The sequence below is a fragment of the Agromyces marinus genome, from assembly GCF_021442325.1.
Taxonomy (GTDB): Bacteria; Actinomycetota; Actinomycetes; order Actinomycetales; family Microbacteriaceae; genus Agromyces; species Agromyces marinus.
This window is the reverse complement of the sequence record NZ_CP087879.1, coordinates 1,047,470-1,063,697: the sequence shown is the minus strand read 5'-3', so window position 1 is coordinate 1,063,697 and position 16,228 is coordinate 1,047,470. Positions and strand designations below refer to the sequence as shown.

The 16,228-nt window shown below is 73.6% G+C and carries 17 protein-coding genes; 5 read left to right on the top strand and 12 right to left on the bottom strand.

Features of this window, described 5'->3' with window-relative positions; translation table 11 throughout:
- Positions 1–27: 27 nt before the first annotated feature.
- Both DSM26151_RS05000 and DSM26151_RS04995 read left to right on the top strand, forming a co-directional pair.
- Positions 28–870: an arginase family protein gene (locus tag DSM26151_RS05000; RefSeq protein ID WP_234661321.1), complete on the top strand. Its 843-nt coding sequence runs from the start codon at positions 28–30 to the stop codon at positions 868–870.
- 81 nt (positions 871–951) lie between these two features.
- Positions 952–1,335 (top strand): Fe-S oxidoreductase, encoded by a 384-nt coding sequence (locus DSM26151_RS04995; RefSeq protein WP_234661320.1) that lies wholly within the window; start codon positions 952–954, stop codon positions 1,333–1,335.
- A gap of 26 nt (positions 1,336–1,361) precedes the next feature.
- On the opposite strand, the gene DSM26151_RS04990 is transcribed toward DSM26151_RS04995, so the two are convergent.
- From DSM26151_RS04990 to DSM26151_RS04935, 12 genes are all read right to left on the bottom strand, one after another.
- Entirely contained in the window at positions 1,362–2,393 is a 1,032-nt protein-coding gene (locus DSM26151_RS04990; protein WP_234661319.1) for an iron-siderophore ABC transporter substrate-binding protein, read from the bottom strand.
- An 80-nt stretch (positions 2,394–2,473) separates the two neighbouring features.
- Positions 2,474–3,298, bottom strand: a complete 825-nt coding sequence (locus DSM26151_RS04985) for an ABC transporter ATP-binding protein (protein ID WP_234661318.1) — start codon at positions 3,296–3,298, stop codon at positions 2,474–2,476.
- Positions 3,295–4,347, bottom strand: coding sequence for a FecCD family ABC transporter permease (locus tag DSM26151_RS04980; RefSeq protein ID WP_234661317.1), 1,053 nt, complete (start codon positions 4,345–4,347; stop codon positions 3,295–3,297). Before DSM26151_RS04980 ends, DSM26151_RS04985 begins: the two co-directional genes overlap by 4 nt.
- Entirely contained in the window at positions 4,344–5,522 is a 1,179-nt protein-coding gene (locus DSM26151_RS04975) for a FecCD family ABC transporter permease (RefSeq protein WP_234661316.1), read from the bottom strand. The genes DSM26151_RS04980 and DSM26151_RS04975 overlap by 4 nt, the downstream gene beginning before the upstream one ends.
- Positions 5,519–6,490 carry a siderophore-interacting protein gene (locus DSM26151_RS04970; RefSeq protein ID WP_234661315.1) on the bottom strand — a complete coding sequence of 324 codons (972 nt, stop codon included), beginning with the start codon at positions 6,488–6,490 and terminating at the stop codon, positions 5,519–5,521. Before DSM26151_RS04970 ends, DSM26151_RS04975 begins: the two co-directional genes overlap by 4 nt.
- 48 nt (positions 6,491–6,538) lie before the next feature.
- Complete coding sequence (locus tag DSM26151_RS04965; protein WP_234661314.1) at positions 6,539–7,975, bottom strand: amidase; 1,437 nt, start codon at positions 7,973–7,975, stop codon at positions 6,539–6,541.
- 38 nt (positions 7,976–8,013) lie between these two features.
- Positions 8,014–8,592, bottom strand: coding sequence for a GNAT family N-acetyltransferase (locus DSM26151_RS04960; protein WP_234661313.1), 579 nt, complete (start codon positions 8,590–8,592; stop codon positions 8,014–8,016).
- A gap of 28 nt (positions 8,593–8,620) precedes the next feature.
- Entirely contained in the window at positions 8,621–9,145 is a 525-nt protein-coding gene (locus DSM26151_RS04955; protein WP_234661312.1) for a gluconokinase, read from the bottom strand.
- Positions 9,146–9,148: 3 nt separating this feature from the next.
- A complete protein-coding gene (locus DSM26151_RS04950; RefSeq protein WP_234661311.1) occupies positions 9,149–9,841 on the bottom strand; it encodes a uracil-DNA glycosylase in 693 nt (230 codons plus the stop codon).
- Entirely contained in the window at positions 9,841–10,563 is a 723-nt protein-coding gene (locus DSM26151_RS04945) for a type 1 glutamine amidotransferase family protein (RefSeq protein ID WP_234661310.1), read from the bottom strand. Before DSM26151_RS04945 ends, DSM26151_RS04950 begins: the two co-directional genes overlap by 1 nt.
- 47 nt (positions 10,564–10,610) lie before the next feature.
- On the bottom strand, positions 10,611–11,381 hold the full coding sequence (locus DSM26151_RS04940) for a potassium channel family protein (protein WP_234661309.1): 771 nt from the start codon (positions 11,379–11,381) through the stop codon (positions 10,611–10,613).
- Positions 11,378–12,166, bottom strand: a complete 789-nt coding sequence (locus tag DSM26151_RS04935) for an SDR family NAD(P)-dependent oxidoreductase (RefSeq protein WP_234661308.1) — start codon at positions 12,164–12,166, stop codon at positions 11,378–11,380. Before DSM26151_RS04935 ends, DSM26151_RS04940 begins: the two co-directional genes overlap by 4 nt.
- 70 nt (positions 12,167–12,236) lie before the next feature.
- On the opposite strand from DSM26151_RS04935, the gene DSM26151_RS04930 reads away from it, so the two are divergent.
- From DSM26151_RS04930 to metX, 3 genes are all read left to right on the top strand, one after another.
- Positions 12,237–13,385, top strand: a complete 1,149-nt coding sequence (locus DSM26151_RS04930) for an acyltransferase family protein (protein ID WP_234661307.1) — start codon at positions 12,237–12,239, stop codon at positions 13,383–13,385.
- 109 nt (positions 13,386–13,494) lie between these two features.
- A complete protein-coding gene (locus DSM26151_RS04925; protein WP_234661306.1) occupies positions 13,495–14,820 on the top strand; it encodes a bifunctional o-acetylhomoserine/o-acetylserine sulfhydrylase in 1,326 nt (441 codons plus the stop codon).
- Between the two features lie 119 nt (positions 14,821–14,939).
- Positions 14,940–16,148 carry a homoserine O-acetyltransferase MetX gene (gene metX / locus DSM26151_RS04920; RefSeq protein WP_234661305.1) on the top strand — a complete coding sequence of 403 codons (1,209 nt, stop codon included), beginning with the start codon at positions 14,940–14,942 and terminating at the stop codon, positions 16,146–16,148.
- Positions 16,149–16,228 lie beyond the last annotated feature (80 nt).

Here is a 16,228-nt window from a genome sequence, read left to right as displayed (position 1 = left end):
CGATGCCGCCGGGCGCATACTTGGACCATGCCGGCCGCCTTCGTCGTCGTCCCGCAGTGGCAGGGATCCGTGTCCGCGCGCGCGATGAGCCACGCCGAGGGCGCCCACGCGATCAGCGGCGACCTTCCGGCCGCGGCGACGGTGACCGTCGACGTCCCGGTCGAGGCCGGGGATGCGCTGGGGACGGGCGTGCAGCGCTACAGCGCACTCCGTCGCATCGGCGACCGCATGCGCGATGCGATGTCGGGCCTGGGCGGGATCCCCATCGCGATCGGCGGCGACTGCGGCATCGCGTCGACCGCGGTGGCCGCCGTCTCGACGGGCGGACCCGGGTCGCTCGCAGTGCTGTGGCTCGACGCCCACCCCGACCTGAACACTCCCGACACGAGCCCGTCGGGTGCCTTCACCGGCATGGTGCTGCGCGCGATCACCGGCGAGGGCGCCGCCGGGCTCGCCCTCTCCGACGCGGAGCGGATCGCTCCATCGCGGATCGTGCTCGGCGGCGTTCGCGCGATCGACGACGGCGAACGCGACTACATCGACGCCCACGGCGTCGCCACGGTCGACGCCGACCGGTTCGGCGAGGCGGACGCGGTCGCCGACCTGCTCGCGGCGACGGGCGCGTCGCGCGTGTACGTCCACGTCGACCTCGACGTGCTCGACCCGTCGGCGATCTCGGGTCTGTCGTATCCGCTGCCGTTCGGCGCGGACCCGGACCAACTCGTCGGGCTCATCAGGACCGTGCTCGCCCGCCTGCCGCTGGCGGGTGCGTCGATCGCCGGGTTCGCCCCGTCGTCGCCGGCCGCGGCGATCGACGACCTGCCGACGATCCTGCGCCTGATCGGCGCGCTGGCGTCCGGCGCGCGCTGAGCGGGCGTCGGCCCGCGGCATCCGTTCTCGTAGGCTGGCGGCGGGCGGGGCCGAACGCGTCCCGGCCGGGAAGGGCTTCGCATGCTCCGGATCCGCCTCACCGACTCGCCCGTCAGCCGCGCGGGGTACTGGTGGGCGACCGCCGTCGGGTTCGCCTGGGGGTTCCTCTGGAGCCGCGGCCGGATCGAGGTGCGTCAGGGGCTCGTGGTGTTCCGCGGGATGCCGAAGTGGACCTTCGGGCGGGGCGGGTCGTGCGTCGGCGGGTGCTACCTGACCGGGTCGAACGACTCGGAGCGGGTGCTCGGGCACGAGGTCGTGCACCGTGAGCAGTGGCGCACGTACGGGATGCTCTTCCCGATCCTCTACCTGCTCGCCGGGCGCGATCCGCTGCGCAACCGGTTCGAGATCGAGGCCGGCCTCGAGGCGGGCGGCTACCTTCCGCGGCGCCGCCCGCCCCGGAGCTGACCGGTTCGAGGGTCGGACCTCGCCGCTCAGTCGGCGAGCGCGCCCGCGATCGCGTCGACCAGTGCGGGCATTCCGCCCGCCCAGCCGAAGCTGAGTGCGGTCGGCGGCGAGACGGACGACACGGTCACCGGGTCGGCGACCTGGGCGACGCGCCCGGCGGCGACCGCGGGGATGGCCTGCAGCTCGGGCTTGGCGAGGAAGGCGTCGGCGTCCTCCTGCGAGGCGTGGTAGCTGATGAGGACGTCGGCGTCGAGCTTGTCGAGTTGCTCGTAGCTGAGCTCGTAGTAGAAGCCGCCGTCGCTCGTGTCGAGTTCGGCGACGCTCGGCGCGACCTCGAGCCCGAGCTCGGTCAGGACCTCGATGCGGGCGTCGGCGGGCGTGTAGACCGAGACGAACCCGTCGCCGTCCCAGATTCCGGCGAAGGTCGTGCCGGCGAACTCGGGGTGCGCCTCGGCCTGTTCGGCCAGGCCGGCGGCGATCTCGTCGAGCACCGCCTCGCCGTCGTCGGCGAGGCCGAGGGCCTCCGCGGTGATGCGGATCTCCTCGTCCCAGGGGGTGGTCCAGGGCGCCTCGGGGTAGGCGACGACCGGGGCGATCTCGGCGAGCGTGTCGTACTGTTCCCCGGTCAGGCCCGAGTAGGGCGCGAGGATGAGGTCGGGGTCGGCCTGGATGAACTCCTCGTAGGGCACGGTCGCGCCGCCCTCGGGGTCGCTGAGGATCGTCGGGAGCGGCTCGCCGGCTTCCTCGTAGGCGTCCTCGACCCAGGGCAGGAGCGCGTCGGGGCCCACGGTCCAGACCTGCTCGGCGACCGCGACGGGGTAGACGCCGAGTGCGACCGCGGCTTCGGTGGACCCCCAGCCCCAGGTGGCGACCCGCTCGGGGGCGTCCTCGATGACGGTCTCGCCGAAGGCGTGGTCGATCGTGACGGGGAAGCCCTCGGCGGATGCCGCGGCCTCGCCGTTCGCGGCGGACTCGGCCGCGGGTGCTGCGCAGGCGGACAGCGGGAGGGCGATCGCGGCGGCTCCGGCGATGGCGATGAGGTGGCGACGAAGGCGCACGGGAACTCCTCGGTTCGAGAGGGTGGGACGGTGAATAAGGCTAGCCTAACCTAACTTCAACCGGCCGCAATGCACGGAGGTCACACGGCCGACGCGTGGAACCGCCCGACCGGGACCACGAGCGGCGACCCCGACACGGGGTCCGGGATGACGCGGGCGTCGAGGCCGAACGCATCCCGGATCGTGTCCTGCGTGAGCACGGCCCCAGGCTCTCCCTCGGCGATGATCCGACCGGCCGACATCACCACGAGGTGATCCGCGTACCGAGCCGCGAGGTTGAGCTCGTGCAGCACCATCACGACCGTCGTCCCCCGCTCCCGATTCAGGCTCGTCAGCAGGTCGAGCAGCTCCAGCTGGTGGCTGACGTCGAGGAACGTCGTCGGCTCGTCGAGCAGCACGATCCCGGTCTGCTGCGCGAGCACCATCGCGATCCACACCCGCTGGCGCTGACCGCCCGAGAGCTCCTCGACCGGTCGGTCGGCCAGGTCGGCCACGCCGGTCGCCGCGAGCGCCTCGGCGACGACCTCGTCGTCATCGCTCGAATGCCGCCCGAACCAGCCCTGATGCGGGAACCGGCCACGGCCCACGAGGTCGGCCACGCGAACCCCGTCGGGGGCGATCGACGACTGCGGCAGCACCCCGACCCGGCGGGCCAGCTCGCGACGCGGCATCCGCGCGACATCCGCTCCGTCGAGGCTCACCCGGCCGCCCTCGACCGGGTGCAGCCGGGCCAGCCCGCGCAGCAGCGTCGACTTCCCGCACGCGTTCGGGCCGACGATGACCGTGATCCGGCCGGGCGGGATGCGCAGGTCGAGCCCGTCGACGACCGTTCTGCCGTCGTAGCCGAGGCGCACGCCCTCGGCGGCGAGTCCCGCCGGGGTCTCGGTGAGGTGGTCGGTCGTCATGCTCGGGTCCTCTCGGTACGGGCGAGCAGCCACAACAGGTACGGAGCGCCGATCACGCCGGTCACGATGCCGAGCGGTGCGCTGAAGCCGGGGATCGCGAACTGGCCGATCACGTCGGCGCCGAGCGTGAGCACCGCGCCGATCGCCGCCGCGGCCGCGACCGCGGCACCCCCGCCGCCGACGAGACGCCGAGCGACGGCGGGCGCGATGAGCGCCACGAACGCGACCGGTCCGGCGACCGAGGTCGCGAGCGCCACGAGCGCCACGGCGACCAGCAGCAGCACGACCCGGGCGGCGTCGGCGCGCACGCCGAGCGCGAGCGCATGGTCGTCGCCGAGCGCGAGCGGACCGAGCGCACGCGTCGCGACCGCGAGCGCGAGCGCGCACAGCGCGACCCCGACGGCGAGCACGACGAGTTCGTCGCCGCGGACGTCCGCGACGCTGCCGACGGTCCAGTGCAGCGCGGCCTGCGCCTCGCGCACGTCGCTGCGCGCGAGCAGCCACGACACGGTCGACCCGCACAGGTAGGCCATGCCGACGCCGACGAGCACGAACCGCACGCCGTGCAGGCCCTGCCGCCACGCCGCGAACCAGATCACGACCGCGACCGCGAGCCCGCCGCCGAACGCGTACCCGGCGACGACGACGCCGCCCGCGCCGAGCACGAGGATCGCCCACACGGCTCCGAGGCTCGCGCCCGCCGAGATGCCGAGGATGTCGGGGCTCGCGAGCGGGTTGCGCAGCGTCGACTGGAAGACCGCGCCTGCGAGCGCGAACGCGACGCCCACGAGCAGCGCGGCCACGATGCGCGGCATCCGCAGTTCGAGGACGACGAACCGGTCGAGCCGGTCGCCGCCGCCGAGCAGCACCGCGAGCACGCGGTCCGGGGTCACCCCGGCCGCGCCGAGCGAGAGGGTCGCGAGCCCGACGGCGAGCGCCACCGCGACAGCCGTGCCGACCACGAGCGCGTTGCGTCGCCGGGTCCCCCGCCGGACCTCCGCGACGTCCGCGAGGTCCGCGACGTCGGCGACCTCGGCGAACCCCGTCACAGCCCGGCCACCCGTCGGCTCCGGGCGATCGCGATGAGCACGGGGGCGCCGAGGAACGCGGCGACGACCCCGGCCTCGAGTTCGGCGTTCGGCACGATCAGGCGGCCGATGACGTCGGCGGTGAGCAGCATGACGGGGCCGAACAGCAGGGCCGCGGCCGTGATCCAGCGGTAGTCGCTGCCGACGAGGCGGCGCGCGGCGTGCGGCACGACGAGGCCGACGAGGGCGATGGGGCCGGCGAGCGCGACCGCCGTGCCCGAGAGCAGCACGATGGCGAGGCCGCTGACGGCGCGCGTCACGCCGACGCGCTGCCCGAGCGCGCCCGCGACGTCGTCGCCGAGCGCGAGCAGGTTGAACCGGTGGGCGAGCGCGACCGCGAGCACGACCCCCACCGCCAGGAAGGGCCACAGGGCGGCGATGGTCGACAGGTCTCGGCCGGTGAGCGATCCGACCGCCCAGAAGCGGTACTGGTTGAACGCCTCGGTGTCGCGCAGCAGCACGAGCGCGATGAGCGGGGTCAGGAGTGCCGTGACCGCGGCGCCGACGAGCGCGAGCCGGACCGGTCGGGCACCGCCGATCGCGAAGACGACGACGGCGGCGATCGCGGCGCCCGCGAAGGCGAGCCAGATGAACTGCAGGGGCGCGGTGATGCCCAGAAGCGAGATGCCGAGGACGACCGCGAGCGAGGCCCCGGAGTTGACCCCGAGCAGGCCGGGGTCGGCGATCGGGTTCCGGGTGACGCCCTGGATGAGCGTTCCCGCGAGCCCGAGTGCGACGCCGGCCGCCAGGCCGATGACGGTGCGCGGCACGCGCAGCTGCACGATGACCGCCTGGTCGGGGTCGGTCAGGTCGGGCGCGGTGAGCGCCCGCCAGACCTCCGAGACGTCGATGCCGCGCACGCCGAGCGCGAGGCTCGCCAGGACGACGACCGCGAGGACGACCAGGCTCGCGCCGAGCACGAGGATCCCGCGCAGTGCGCGGGGTCGCGAGCGCGCTGCGGCCGACGACGACGCGGACCCGGCACGGGTGCCGACGCGCGATGCCGCGCCGGTCGGCGCCGCGCCGGTCGGCGCCGCGCCGACCGGCGCCGCGCCGACCGGTGCCGCGCCGACCCGTGCGGCGCCGGCGATCGGCGGCGCATCCGTCGCCGAGACGCCCATCCGCGTGGTGCTCACGCGAGTTCGGCGCGGCCCTGCCGCCAGTAGCCCATGAACGCGACCTGTCGGCGGTCGAGTCCGGCCTCGCGCACGAGGAACCTGCGCAGCGCGGTGATGGCGGATGCCTCGCCCGCGAGCCACGCGTAGCAGTCGCCGTCGAGGCTGGTGCCCTCGGGGACGTCCCAGAGGATGCCGTCGGCGTCCGCCGCGCGTTCGAGTTCGTCGAGCGTGAGGCGGACGCGCTCGGCGGACGCCGACGCGGGGTCGGCGCAGTCGCGCAGCCAGCAGGTGCGGGCGACCCAGTCGCGCACCGCGGGGATGAGGCGCTCGCCGTGCGCGGCGTCCTCGTCGCGCGCGAGCCAGCGGACCTCGATGCCCGCGGGGGCGGCGACCTCGAGCACGTCGTCGGCGCTCGGGATCTCGATGACGGCCGCGCCGGAGGCGTCGGCGGGCAGGGACTCGAGGATCGCGCAGATCGCCGGCGCCGCGGTCTCGTCGCCCGCGAGCAGGACGGTGTCGACGACGCCGGGGCGCCAGTCGATGCCGACGTTGCTCTCGGGACTGCGCGAGTCGGGGCCGATCAGGACGATCCGGTCGCCGGGTTCCGCACGACCGGCCCAGGTCGAGCCGGGGCCGACGTCGCCGTGCAGTGCGAAGTCGACGTCGACCTCGAGCAGGTGCGGTCGGATGCCGCGGACCGTGTAGGTGCGGAAGGGGTTGCGGTGCTCTGCCGGCAGGTCGCGCCACTTCGCGTACCAGTCGGCTCCGTCGGGGAAGTGCGCGAAGCCGGACCCGGGCAGCGGCATCACGACCTTGACGCGCTGGTCGAGCCCGGCGGTGCCGAAGTCGACGAGGTCGTCGCCCGTGAAGGTCACGCGCGTGAAGTGCGGCGTGAGCCGCTGCACCCGGGCGACGGTGACGTCGAAGCCGCGGTACGGAGGCCGAGGACGCGCGGGGGCGTCGGCCGCGGCAGGTGAGGTAAGCATTACCTAAGTCTGACACACGCGGCCGGTCGGGTCACCCCGCTCCGCGCGTCACCACACCGGAGGACGCCGCCTGCCCCGGCGCAGCGCGCGCTCGAGTTGCGCCGCGAGCGCGAACAGCACGGCCTCGCCGCCCGGGCGCCCGATCAGCTGCACGCCCACGGGCACCCCCTCGTCGGTGTCGTGCACCGGAAGGGTGAGCGCGGGCAGCCCCGCGACGTTCACGAACGAGGTGAACGGCGTGAACCGAACCTGCTGCGCGAAGTTCTCCTCCGCGTCGACCGGGTCGTACCAGCCGACCGGACGCGGGGTCATCGCGAGCGCCGGCGTGAGGACGGCATCGAACGGCGCGAATCGCTCGATCGTGCGACGCTCGAACGCCGAGAGCACCGCGAGCGCGTCGGCGAGTTCTCCCGCCGTGCGCTCGCGGCCCCGCGCCACGAGCCATTGCGTCAGCGGCTCGAGCCGGTCGAGGCTGCCGACCTCGACCGGGATCGTCGCGGCGCCGGCCTGCCAGATCGTCCGGAACGCCGCCGGGTACTCCGGGGCAGGCGAGTCGGGTACGTCCTCGACCCCGTGCCCGAGGCGGTCCAGCAGCTCGATCGCGAGGTCGAGCGCCTTCCGCGGCGCCGGATCGACGCGGATGTCGGTGAACTCGTCCCACGGCGTGTCCAGCGCCACCCCGACCTGGAAGCGCCCCTCGCCGCGGATCGCCGCGCCGAGGAACGGCCCGTCGTCACCGGGCGCGCGCACCGCGAACGGATGCCGCGGCGGGTACCCGACGGGCGCGATCATGCCGTCGAGCAGCAGCGCGGCGTCGGCGACGGTGCGCGCGATGGGCCCGACGACCCCGAGCCCGCCGAGGCGGTCGATCCCCGAACCCGAAGGCACCCTGCCGCGCGACGGCTTCACGCCGACGAGTCCGCACGAGGCGGCCGGGATCCGGATGGACCCGCCGCCGTCGCTCCCGGGTGCGAACGGGAGCATCCCGGCGGCGACCGCAGCGGCCGCACCGCCGCTCGAGCCTCCGGCGCCGAGCGCGAGGTCCCACGGGTTGCGGGTCGGGCGCCCGGCGGCCGGCTCGGTGTACGAGGGCAGCCCGAACTCGGGCGTCGCGGTCTTGCCGAGGCTCACCGCTCCGGCGGCATCGACCGCCCGCACGAGGTCGTCGGACTCGTCGGGCTCGAACCCCTCGAAGGCGCGCGAGCCGAACCCGGCCGGGACCCCGGCGCGCGGGTGCAGGTCCTTGTCCGCCAGCGGCATGCCCCACAGCGGCGCCGCACGCGGCACCTCCCGCTCGACGTGCCTCGCACGCTCGAGGGCCTGATCGGCCGACACGTGGGCGAACGCCCCGACCTCGGCATCGAGGCGTGCGATGCGATCGAGGTAGTGGGTGGTCGCCTCGACGGGGCCCACCTCCCCCCGTTGCAGCGACTGGTGCAGTTCGAGGGCGGTGTACTCGTGCAACTCCGGGGTCGATTCGGCCACGCCCCGAGCCTACGCAGGGCGCCGCGGCGCGGCATCCGCTACTTCAGGGTCTTCTGCAGCAGGACGGTGCCGAGCCACCGGTCGAACTTGAACCCGACGCGCCCCATGCGCCCGATCTCGTGGAACCCGAACTTCTCGTGCAGCGCGATCGAGGACTCCGCCCCCTGGTCGGCGATGACCGCGATCATCTCCTTCATGCCCGCCTGCCTCGACGCGTCGACGAGGGCGCCGAGCAGCGCTCGGCCGAGCCCCTTCCCGGATGCCGCGGGGCCGAGGTAGATCGAGTTCTCGACCGTGTACCGGTAGGCGCGCTTCTGCTTCCACGGAGTCACCAGGGCGTACCCGAGCACCTGCCCGGTCGGCGACTCGGCCACCAGGAACGGCATGCCGAGCCGGTGCAGGTAGGCGTACTTCTGCTTCCACTCGCGCAGGCTCATGGCGTCCTCGTCGAAGGTGACGGTCGAGTTGGCCACGTAGTGGTTGTAGATCTCGCGGACCGACGGCAGGTCGGCCGGACGCGCGGCCCGGACCTCGAACGCGAACGGCGCCTCGGGCGGCTCCGGAGTTCGCAGGTGGCCGGGAAGCACCCTGCGCGGCTGGTATTCCTCCTCGAGCATGGCGCAATGCTACGCGCGGCCAGCCCCGTCAGTCGATCGGCGTCGGGCCAGGCGTTCCGCCCCCTCGGCCCGCCAGTTCCCGGATGATCGTCTCGACGACCCGGTCGGGGCTCGCCCCCGTGTCGACGCGGATGCCGGGCTCGTCGGCCCCGAGCGGTTCGAGGGTCGCCAGCTGCGACTCGAGCAGGGCCGCGGGCATGAAGTGGCCCGCACGCGAGGTCAGTCGAGACCGGAGCAGCGAGTCGTCCACGGTGAGTTCGACGAACACCGCGTCGCTCGCGTGCGCGAGGATGATCCCGCGATAGGCCCGACGCAGCGCCGAACATGCGATGACGGCACCCCGGTCGGACGCGGCGAGGCGCTCCCCGACCGCGATGAGCCAGGGGCCGCGATCTTCGTCGGTGAGGGGCACCCCCGCCGCCATCCTGCTGCGGTTCGCGGCGGTGTGGAGGTCGTCGGCGTCGATGAACGGGAGGCGGAGCCGGTCCGCGAGCGCGGCGCCGATCGTGCTCTTCCCGGACCCCGACGGGCCCATGACGACCAACCGCTGCACGACTCAGTCCCCGATCATCCAGTCGACGGGCCGCCCGCCGCGGGCGACGAGGAGGTCGTTCGCCCGGCTGAACGGCCGCGACCCGAAGAAGCCGCGGCGGGCCGAGAGCGGGCTCGGGTGGGCGGACTCGATGCGCGGCACGTCGCCGAGCAGCGGCGCCAGGGTCCGGGCGTCACGACCCCAGAGGATGGCGACGAGCGGGCCGCCGCGTGCGGCGAGGGCCCGGATCGCGTGGTCGGTGACGCGTTCCCAGCCGAGGCCCCGGTGCGAACCGGCCTCGCCCGGGCGGACGGTGAGGACCCGGTTCAGCAGCATCACGCCGCGGGTGCTCCATGCGCCGAGGTCCCCGTGCGGCAGCGGCGGGATCCCGAGGTCGTCGACGAGTTCGCGGGAGATGTTCGCCAGGCTGCGCGGGAGCGGCCGCACGTCGCGCTCGACCGCGAAGGACAGCCCGACGGGATGACCGGGAGTGGGGTACGGGTCCTGGCCGACCACGAGCACGCGCACGGCGTCGAGGGGCTGCCGGAATGCGCGCAGCACGAGGTCGGGCGCGGGGAGGTATCCGCCGCCGGTCGCGGCCTCGGCCTCGAGCCGGTCGCCGATTCGGGCGAGGTCCTCCGCGACGGGTGCGAGCGCGTCGCCCCACGAGGGATCGACCAGGCCGGCGTCGACGAGCTCCGCGAGGGTCCGGTCCATCAGCCCGAGATGCTGCGGACCGTCACGCCGTCCTCGCCCGCACCGACGCTCCAGACGGTGCCTGCGCCGGCGACCCGCAGCCCAGAGGCGCCGATCGAGAACAGCGTGTCCTCGTCGATCGCGATGCCGCCGCCGACCAGGCCGGCCTCGGTCGCGGCGATCAGCCGGGTCAGGGTCCCCCACTGCGCGGCGTGGCAGTCGATCGAGAGGTCGACCAACCCGATCCCGGCCTCGACGACGACCTCCTCGAGGCCCTCGCCCGCGGACCGGGGTGCCACGGGGACCTCGCCGATGCGCCAGCCGCCCAGGATCGCGGCATCCGACGCGATCGACGCACCGGCCGAGTAGCCGAGGAAGGGCTCTCCGGCCGCGACGCGCCGTCGCAGCTCGCCGGCGACCGGTTCGGCGGCGCTCCGGTAGGCCGGGGTACGGCCGCCGCCCACGAGCACCCCGTGCGCGCCGGCGAGCGCGGCGGCCTCGAACGCGCCGTCCTCGGGCACGACGGTCACGACCGGCTCGACGTCGGCGATCGAGCCGAGCAGGTCGCGCCAGTACGCGGCCTGCGAGCCCGCATCCGGGCCGTCGGCGACGAGCAGCACGGCGATGCGGGCGCGCTCGGCGCCCGCACGGCCGGCGACCTCGGCAGCCTCGGCCAGGAACGGGGCGTAGACGGATGCCGCGTGCGCGGCGTCGGTTCCCCCGCCGACCAGGTGCACGCTCATCGGCGGATCTCGGGAGTGCGGAGCGGGTCGGAGTTCATCCCGTCAGGCTATCGGGCGGGCCCGGTGTCCGGTTCCGCCCCGTCGGGATCGACCGCGTCGTCGGCATCGGCCACGTCGTCGGGCCGGATCGACTCGCGCTCGGCGAGGATCGGCGCCCCCTCGGCGTTGCCGTTGCGGAGCGCGTTCAACCGCTCGTTCAGGATCGAGATGACGGTCGCGGAGGCGACGCCGACGATCGCGATGCCGCCGATCATGAGGAACACCGCCCACGTGCGGCCGAGCACGGTCACCGGATACGTGTCGCCGTAGCCGACCGTGGTGAGGGTCACCACCGCCCACCAGAGGGCGTCGCCGAAGCTCGTGATCGTCGCGCCCTCGGCGTGGCGCTCGGCCTGGAGCGTCGCCAGCGCGAGGAAGAACACGTACATCACCGCGTACAGCGCCGCGGAGACCACGAAGTTCGCGCGCACCGCCTCGCGCGTGCGGCGCTGGAGGACGGGGAGGTTGCGCAGCAGGGTGACCGCGCGCAGCGCGCGGAAGACCGGGACCAGCACCGAGAGGAACTCGATCGGGTGGTGCCACAGGTAGTCCCATCGCGAGCCCGCCGGGGTGAGCGAGAGCCTGACGACGAAGTCGACGAGGAACGCGACCCACGTGGCGATGAACACGACGTTGAAGACGACCCGCCAGTCGTGCGCGAACTCCGGCGCGAGCACGGAGACGGTGTACGCGGCCACGAAGCAGAATCCGAGCACCGCCATCAGGGCGCTCGTCCGCGCCACCCAGTGATGGCGGCGCTCGATCCGGCCGACCCTCATGCGCCGCTCCCCTGCCGGACGGCGAGCCGCCCTCGGGCGAGCCGGTGCGGGGCGGCCTGCGCGACGGGCTTGACGACGATGAGGTCGAGGTCGACGTGTCGGGGCTTGCCGATGGCATCCACGATGACCCCGGCGACGTCCTCCGCGACGAGCGGCTCGGGCACGCCCTCGTACACGGCATCGGCGCGCTCGCGATCGCCGCCGAAGCGCACGAGGGCGAACTCGTCGGTCCTGACCATCCCCGGCGCCACCTCGATGACCCGGATCGGCTCGCCGTTGAGCTCGAGCCGCAGGACCTCGGTGATCGCGTGCGCGGCGAACTTCGCCGCGTTGTACCCGCCGCCGCCGAGGTAGGCCACGTGACCGGCGATCGAGGTGACGTTGACGATGTCGGCGACCCCGCGGCGCTCCGCTCCGCGTCGCAGCACCGGGAGCAGGGCGCTCGTCACGCGCTTGAGGCCGAGCACGTTCACCTCGAACATCCACGACCAGTCGGCGAGGTCGGAGTCCTCGACCGACGCCAGGCCCTTCGCACCCCCGGCGTTGTTGACGAGCGCGTGCGCACCGCCCGTCGCCGCGACGTGCTCGGCGAGCGCGGCGACATCCGCATCGCTCGTCACATCGGCGACGAAGGCCTCGGCGCCGGTCTCCTCGGCGAGCGCCTCGAGCCGATCGGCCCGGCGCGCGACCGCGACCACGTCCCATCCGGTCGCGACCAGGCCGCGGACCGTCGCCGCCCCGATCCCCGAACTCGCCCCGGTGACGACCGCCCGCATCCGTTCCATGCCGCCCATTCTGCACTGCCGCGCGCCGGCCCCGGGCCGGGCCGGGGCCCGCGTCGGCGAGAATGGGCGGATGGACGAGGCGAGCCTGCAGCGAACCACCGGGACCGGCCACCGCAAGCGACGCGTTCCGCTCTGGGACAACGCGCGGTGGATCGCGATCACGCTCGTGGTCGTCGGCCACGGGATCCTGCCGCTCATCGCCGAGGACGACGCCGCGTACAGCGTCTACCTGTTCATCTACTCCTTCCACGTGGCCGTGTTCGTGACCGTCTCGGGGTACTTCGCGAAGTCCGGGCCGCCGAACGCGCGCGCCATGCGGCAGGTCCTGACCGACATCGTGTTCCCGTACGTCATCTTCGAGACGATCTGGACCATCGTCCGGTTCGCCCTCGGCGGCGACTTCGTGCTCGACTACACGACCGCCTCCTGGACGCTGTGGTTCCTCATCGCACTGGCGATCTGGCGCATCGCCCTGCCCTACCTCGTGCTCCTGCGCTACCCGCTGCTCATCGCCATCGCGGTCTCGATCGGCGCCGGGTACGCCGTCGAGATCGACTCCACCCTCGCGCTGACCCGCACGTTCGGCATGTTCCCCTTCTTCGTCTTCGGGTGGAAGCTGCGGCAGCTGCGGATCACCGATCGCTGGCTCGACCTGCGGACCGCGGTGACCTGGCGGTGGCGCGCGGGCGCGATCGCACTGTTCGCGGTCCTGCTCGTCGCCCTCCCGATGGCGATCGAGACCTGGCGCGACCTGCGGCTGCGCCGCTTCATGCTCTACGACGAGTCCTACGAGGCGATCGGCTACGACGAACCGTGGTCCGGCGCCATCCGCCTCTTCCTGCTCCTGCTCGCGATGCTGCTCGCCGTCGCGTTCCTCGTGCTCATGCCGCGTCGCACGACGCCGTTCACCGCGTTCGGCGGCGCGACCATGTACATCTACCTCCTGCACTCGTTCGTGCTCTTCCCGCTCCGGGAGACCCCGATCCTCGAGGGCCCGCAGCCGTGGTGGGTGCTGCCGGCGATGATCGTCTTCTGCGTGGCCGTGTCGGTCGTGCTGTCGCTCAAGCGCGTCCGCCGCGTGTTCCGGCCCCTCGTCGAACCTCGGGCGAGGTGGCTGTTCCGCCCGGAGCCGGCGACCGCGACGGGGACCATCGTGCTGCCCGAGGAGGCGCTGCCCCCGGCGGGCGCCGGACCCGAAGGGGCGTCGCCGCGGGACTGAGCGGCGATCCGTGACGCCGTGTTGCGGCATCCGTTGTCGTCGACCGGAGCGCCGCGTACCGTGTGCGGGATGCGGCCCCGGCCGCACCCGAACGCGTAAGGAGTCCCCCATGGCCGACCACACCGCCGACTGGCGCTTCGAGACCAAGCAGGTCCACTCGGGCGCCGCCCCCGACCCCGTCACCAAGGCCCGTGCGACGCCGATCTACCAGACGACCTCGTACGTCTTCGACTCGGCCGAGCACGCGCAGAACCTCTTCGCGCTCGCCGAGTTCGGCAACATCTACACCCGCATCCAGAACCCGACGCAGGCCGTCGTCGAGGAGCGCCTCGCAGCCCTCGAGGGCGGCACCGGCGCCCTCCTGCTCGCCTCGGGCCAGTCGGCGTCGACGTTCGCGGTGCTGAACATCGCCCAGGCCGGCGACCACATCGTCTCGTCGTCGTCGATCTACGGCGGCACGTACAACCTCTTCAAGTACACGCTCGCCAAGCTCGGCATCGAGACGACGTTCGTCGAGAACCAGGACGACGCCGACGAGTGGCGCCGGGCGATCCGCCCGAACACGAAGCTGCTCTTCGCCGAGACCATCGGCAACCCGAAGATCAACGTGCTCGACATCGCGCTGGTCGCCGAGGTCGCGCACGCCGGCGGCATCCCGCTCATCGTCGACAACACCATCGCGACGCCCTTCCTCATCCGTCCGCTCGAGCACGGCGCCGACATCGTCGTGCACTCGGTCACGAAGTTCCTCGGGGGCCACGGCACCGTCGTCGGCGGCGCCATCGTCGACGGCGGTCGCTTCGAGTGGTCGAAGAACGTCGAGAAGTTCCCGGGCCTGACCGAGCCCGACCCGTCGTACCACGGCGCGAGCTTCACGGCGGCCGTCGGCGACCCGCTCGCCTACATCATCAAGGCCCGCGTGCAGTTGCTGCGCGACCTCGGCGCCTCGATCGCGCCGGCCAGCGCCTGGCAGCTCATCCAGGGCATCGAGACGCTGTCGCTGCGCCTCGAGCGTCACGTGCAGAACGCGCAGGAGATCGCGGAGTGGCTCGACAGCCACCCCGATGTCGCCCACGTGAACTACTCGGGCCTGCCGTCGAGCCCGTGGTACGCGACCGCGAACCGGTACGCCCCGAAGGGCGTCGGCGCAGTGCTCTCGTTCGAGCTCAAGGGCGGCGTCGACGCGGGCCGTGCGCTCGTCGACAGCCTGTCGCTGTTCAGCCACCTGGCCAACATCGGCGACGTGCGCTCGCTGGTCATCCACCCCGCGTCGACGACGCATTCGCAGCTGACGCCCGAGCAGCAGCTCACGAGCGGGGTCACGCCGGGCCTCGTGCGACTGTCGGTCGGAATCGAGAACGTCGAGGACCTCAAGTCCGACCTCGAGGCGGGCCTCGCTGCCGCGCGGCGCGCCTCGGAGGCGGCCCGCGTCTGACCACGGTTCCCGCGTTCGAACGGATGCCGCGTCCCCGCCGGGGCGCGGCATCCGTCGTCTCCGGCCCCCGGCGTGTAACACTGTCCCGCCGTGCGGGCGGCTCGGGGAGAATCGAGGGCATGGACTGGCAGACCACCTCGGAGACGGCGCCGGCGAGCGTCGTGCCCGAAGCTCGCGCGGCGCACCAGCTGGCGAGCCGTGCGCCGGCGACGGGGGCGTGGCGCGAGGGCGACCCCGAGGGCGACCGCCGGTTCGTGCGCGTCGGCGCGCTCGCCCTCGAGTCCGGCGAGGTCCTGCCCGACGTCCGCGTCGCGTACGAGTCGTGGGGGCGCCTCTCGCCCGCGCGCGACAACGCGATCCTCGTGCTGCACGCCCTCACGGGCGATTCGCACGTGCTCGGCCCGGCGGGCCCGGGGCACGCGAGCGCGGGGTGGTGGCCCGGCGTCGTGGGGCCGGGTCGCGCGATCGACACGGGGCGCTGGTTCGTCGTGGCGCCGAACGTGCTCGGCGGATGCCAGGGCACGACCGGTCCGGCATCGCTCGCGCCCGACGGCATCGAGTGGGGGGCGCGCCTGCCCTCCCTCACCATCCGCGACCAGGTCGCCGCGCAGGCGGCGTTCGCCCGCGAGCTCGGCATCGACCGCTTCGCCGCGGTGATCGGCGGCTCGATGGGCGGCATGCACGCGCTCGAATGGGCGGTCTCGTTCCCCGGTGCCGTGCAGCGGATGGCGGTCCTCGCCGCACCGCCGGCGACCACCGCCGACCAGATCGCGTTGAACTCGGTCCAGCTCGACGCGGTGCGCAGCGATCCCGCGTTCGACGGCGGCGCGTACTACGACGCCCCCGACGGCGAGGGTCCGAACCGCGGGCTCGCCCTGGCCCGGCGGATGGCGATGCTGAACTACCGGACGCCGAACGAGCTGAACCAGCGCTTCGAGCGCAGCTGGCAGTCCGGCCTCGACCCGCTCGGCGGCGGCGGCCGCTTCGCGGTCGAGTCCTACCTCGACTTCCACGGCAACCGGTTCACGCGCCGGTTCGACGCGAACAGCTACCTGACGCTCACCGAGTCGATGAACTCGCACGACATCGGCCGTGGTCGCGGCGGCGTGCCGGCGGCGCTCGCGCGCATCGAGGCGCACTCGCTCGTGCTCGGCATCGACAGCGACCGCTACTTCCCGCTCGCGGGGCAGCGCGAGATCGCGGCGGGCCTCGGTCGCAGCATCCACGGCCGCGACCCGGTCGTGCTCCGCTCGGACTACGGCCACGACGCGTTCCTCATCGAGGACCAGGCAGTCGGCGGGTGGATCTCGCGCCTGCTCGCGGCCTGAGGCGGGCCGCGGGCCGCTCGTCCGGCTCGGGCCGATCGTCCCACGTTCGGGGGGCGAACTGAGGTAGTTTCAGTGGATTG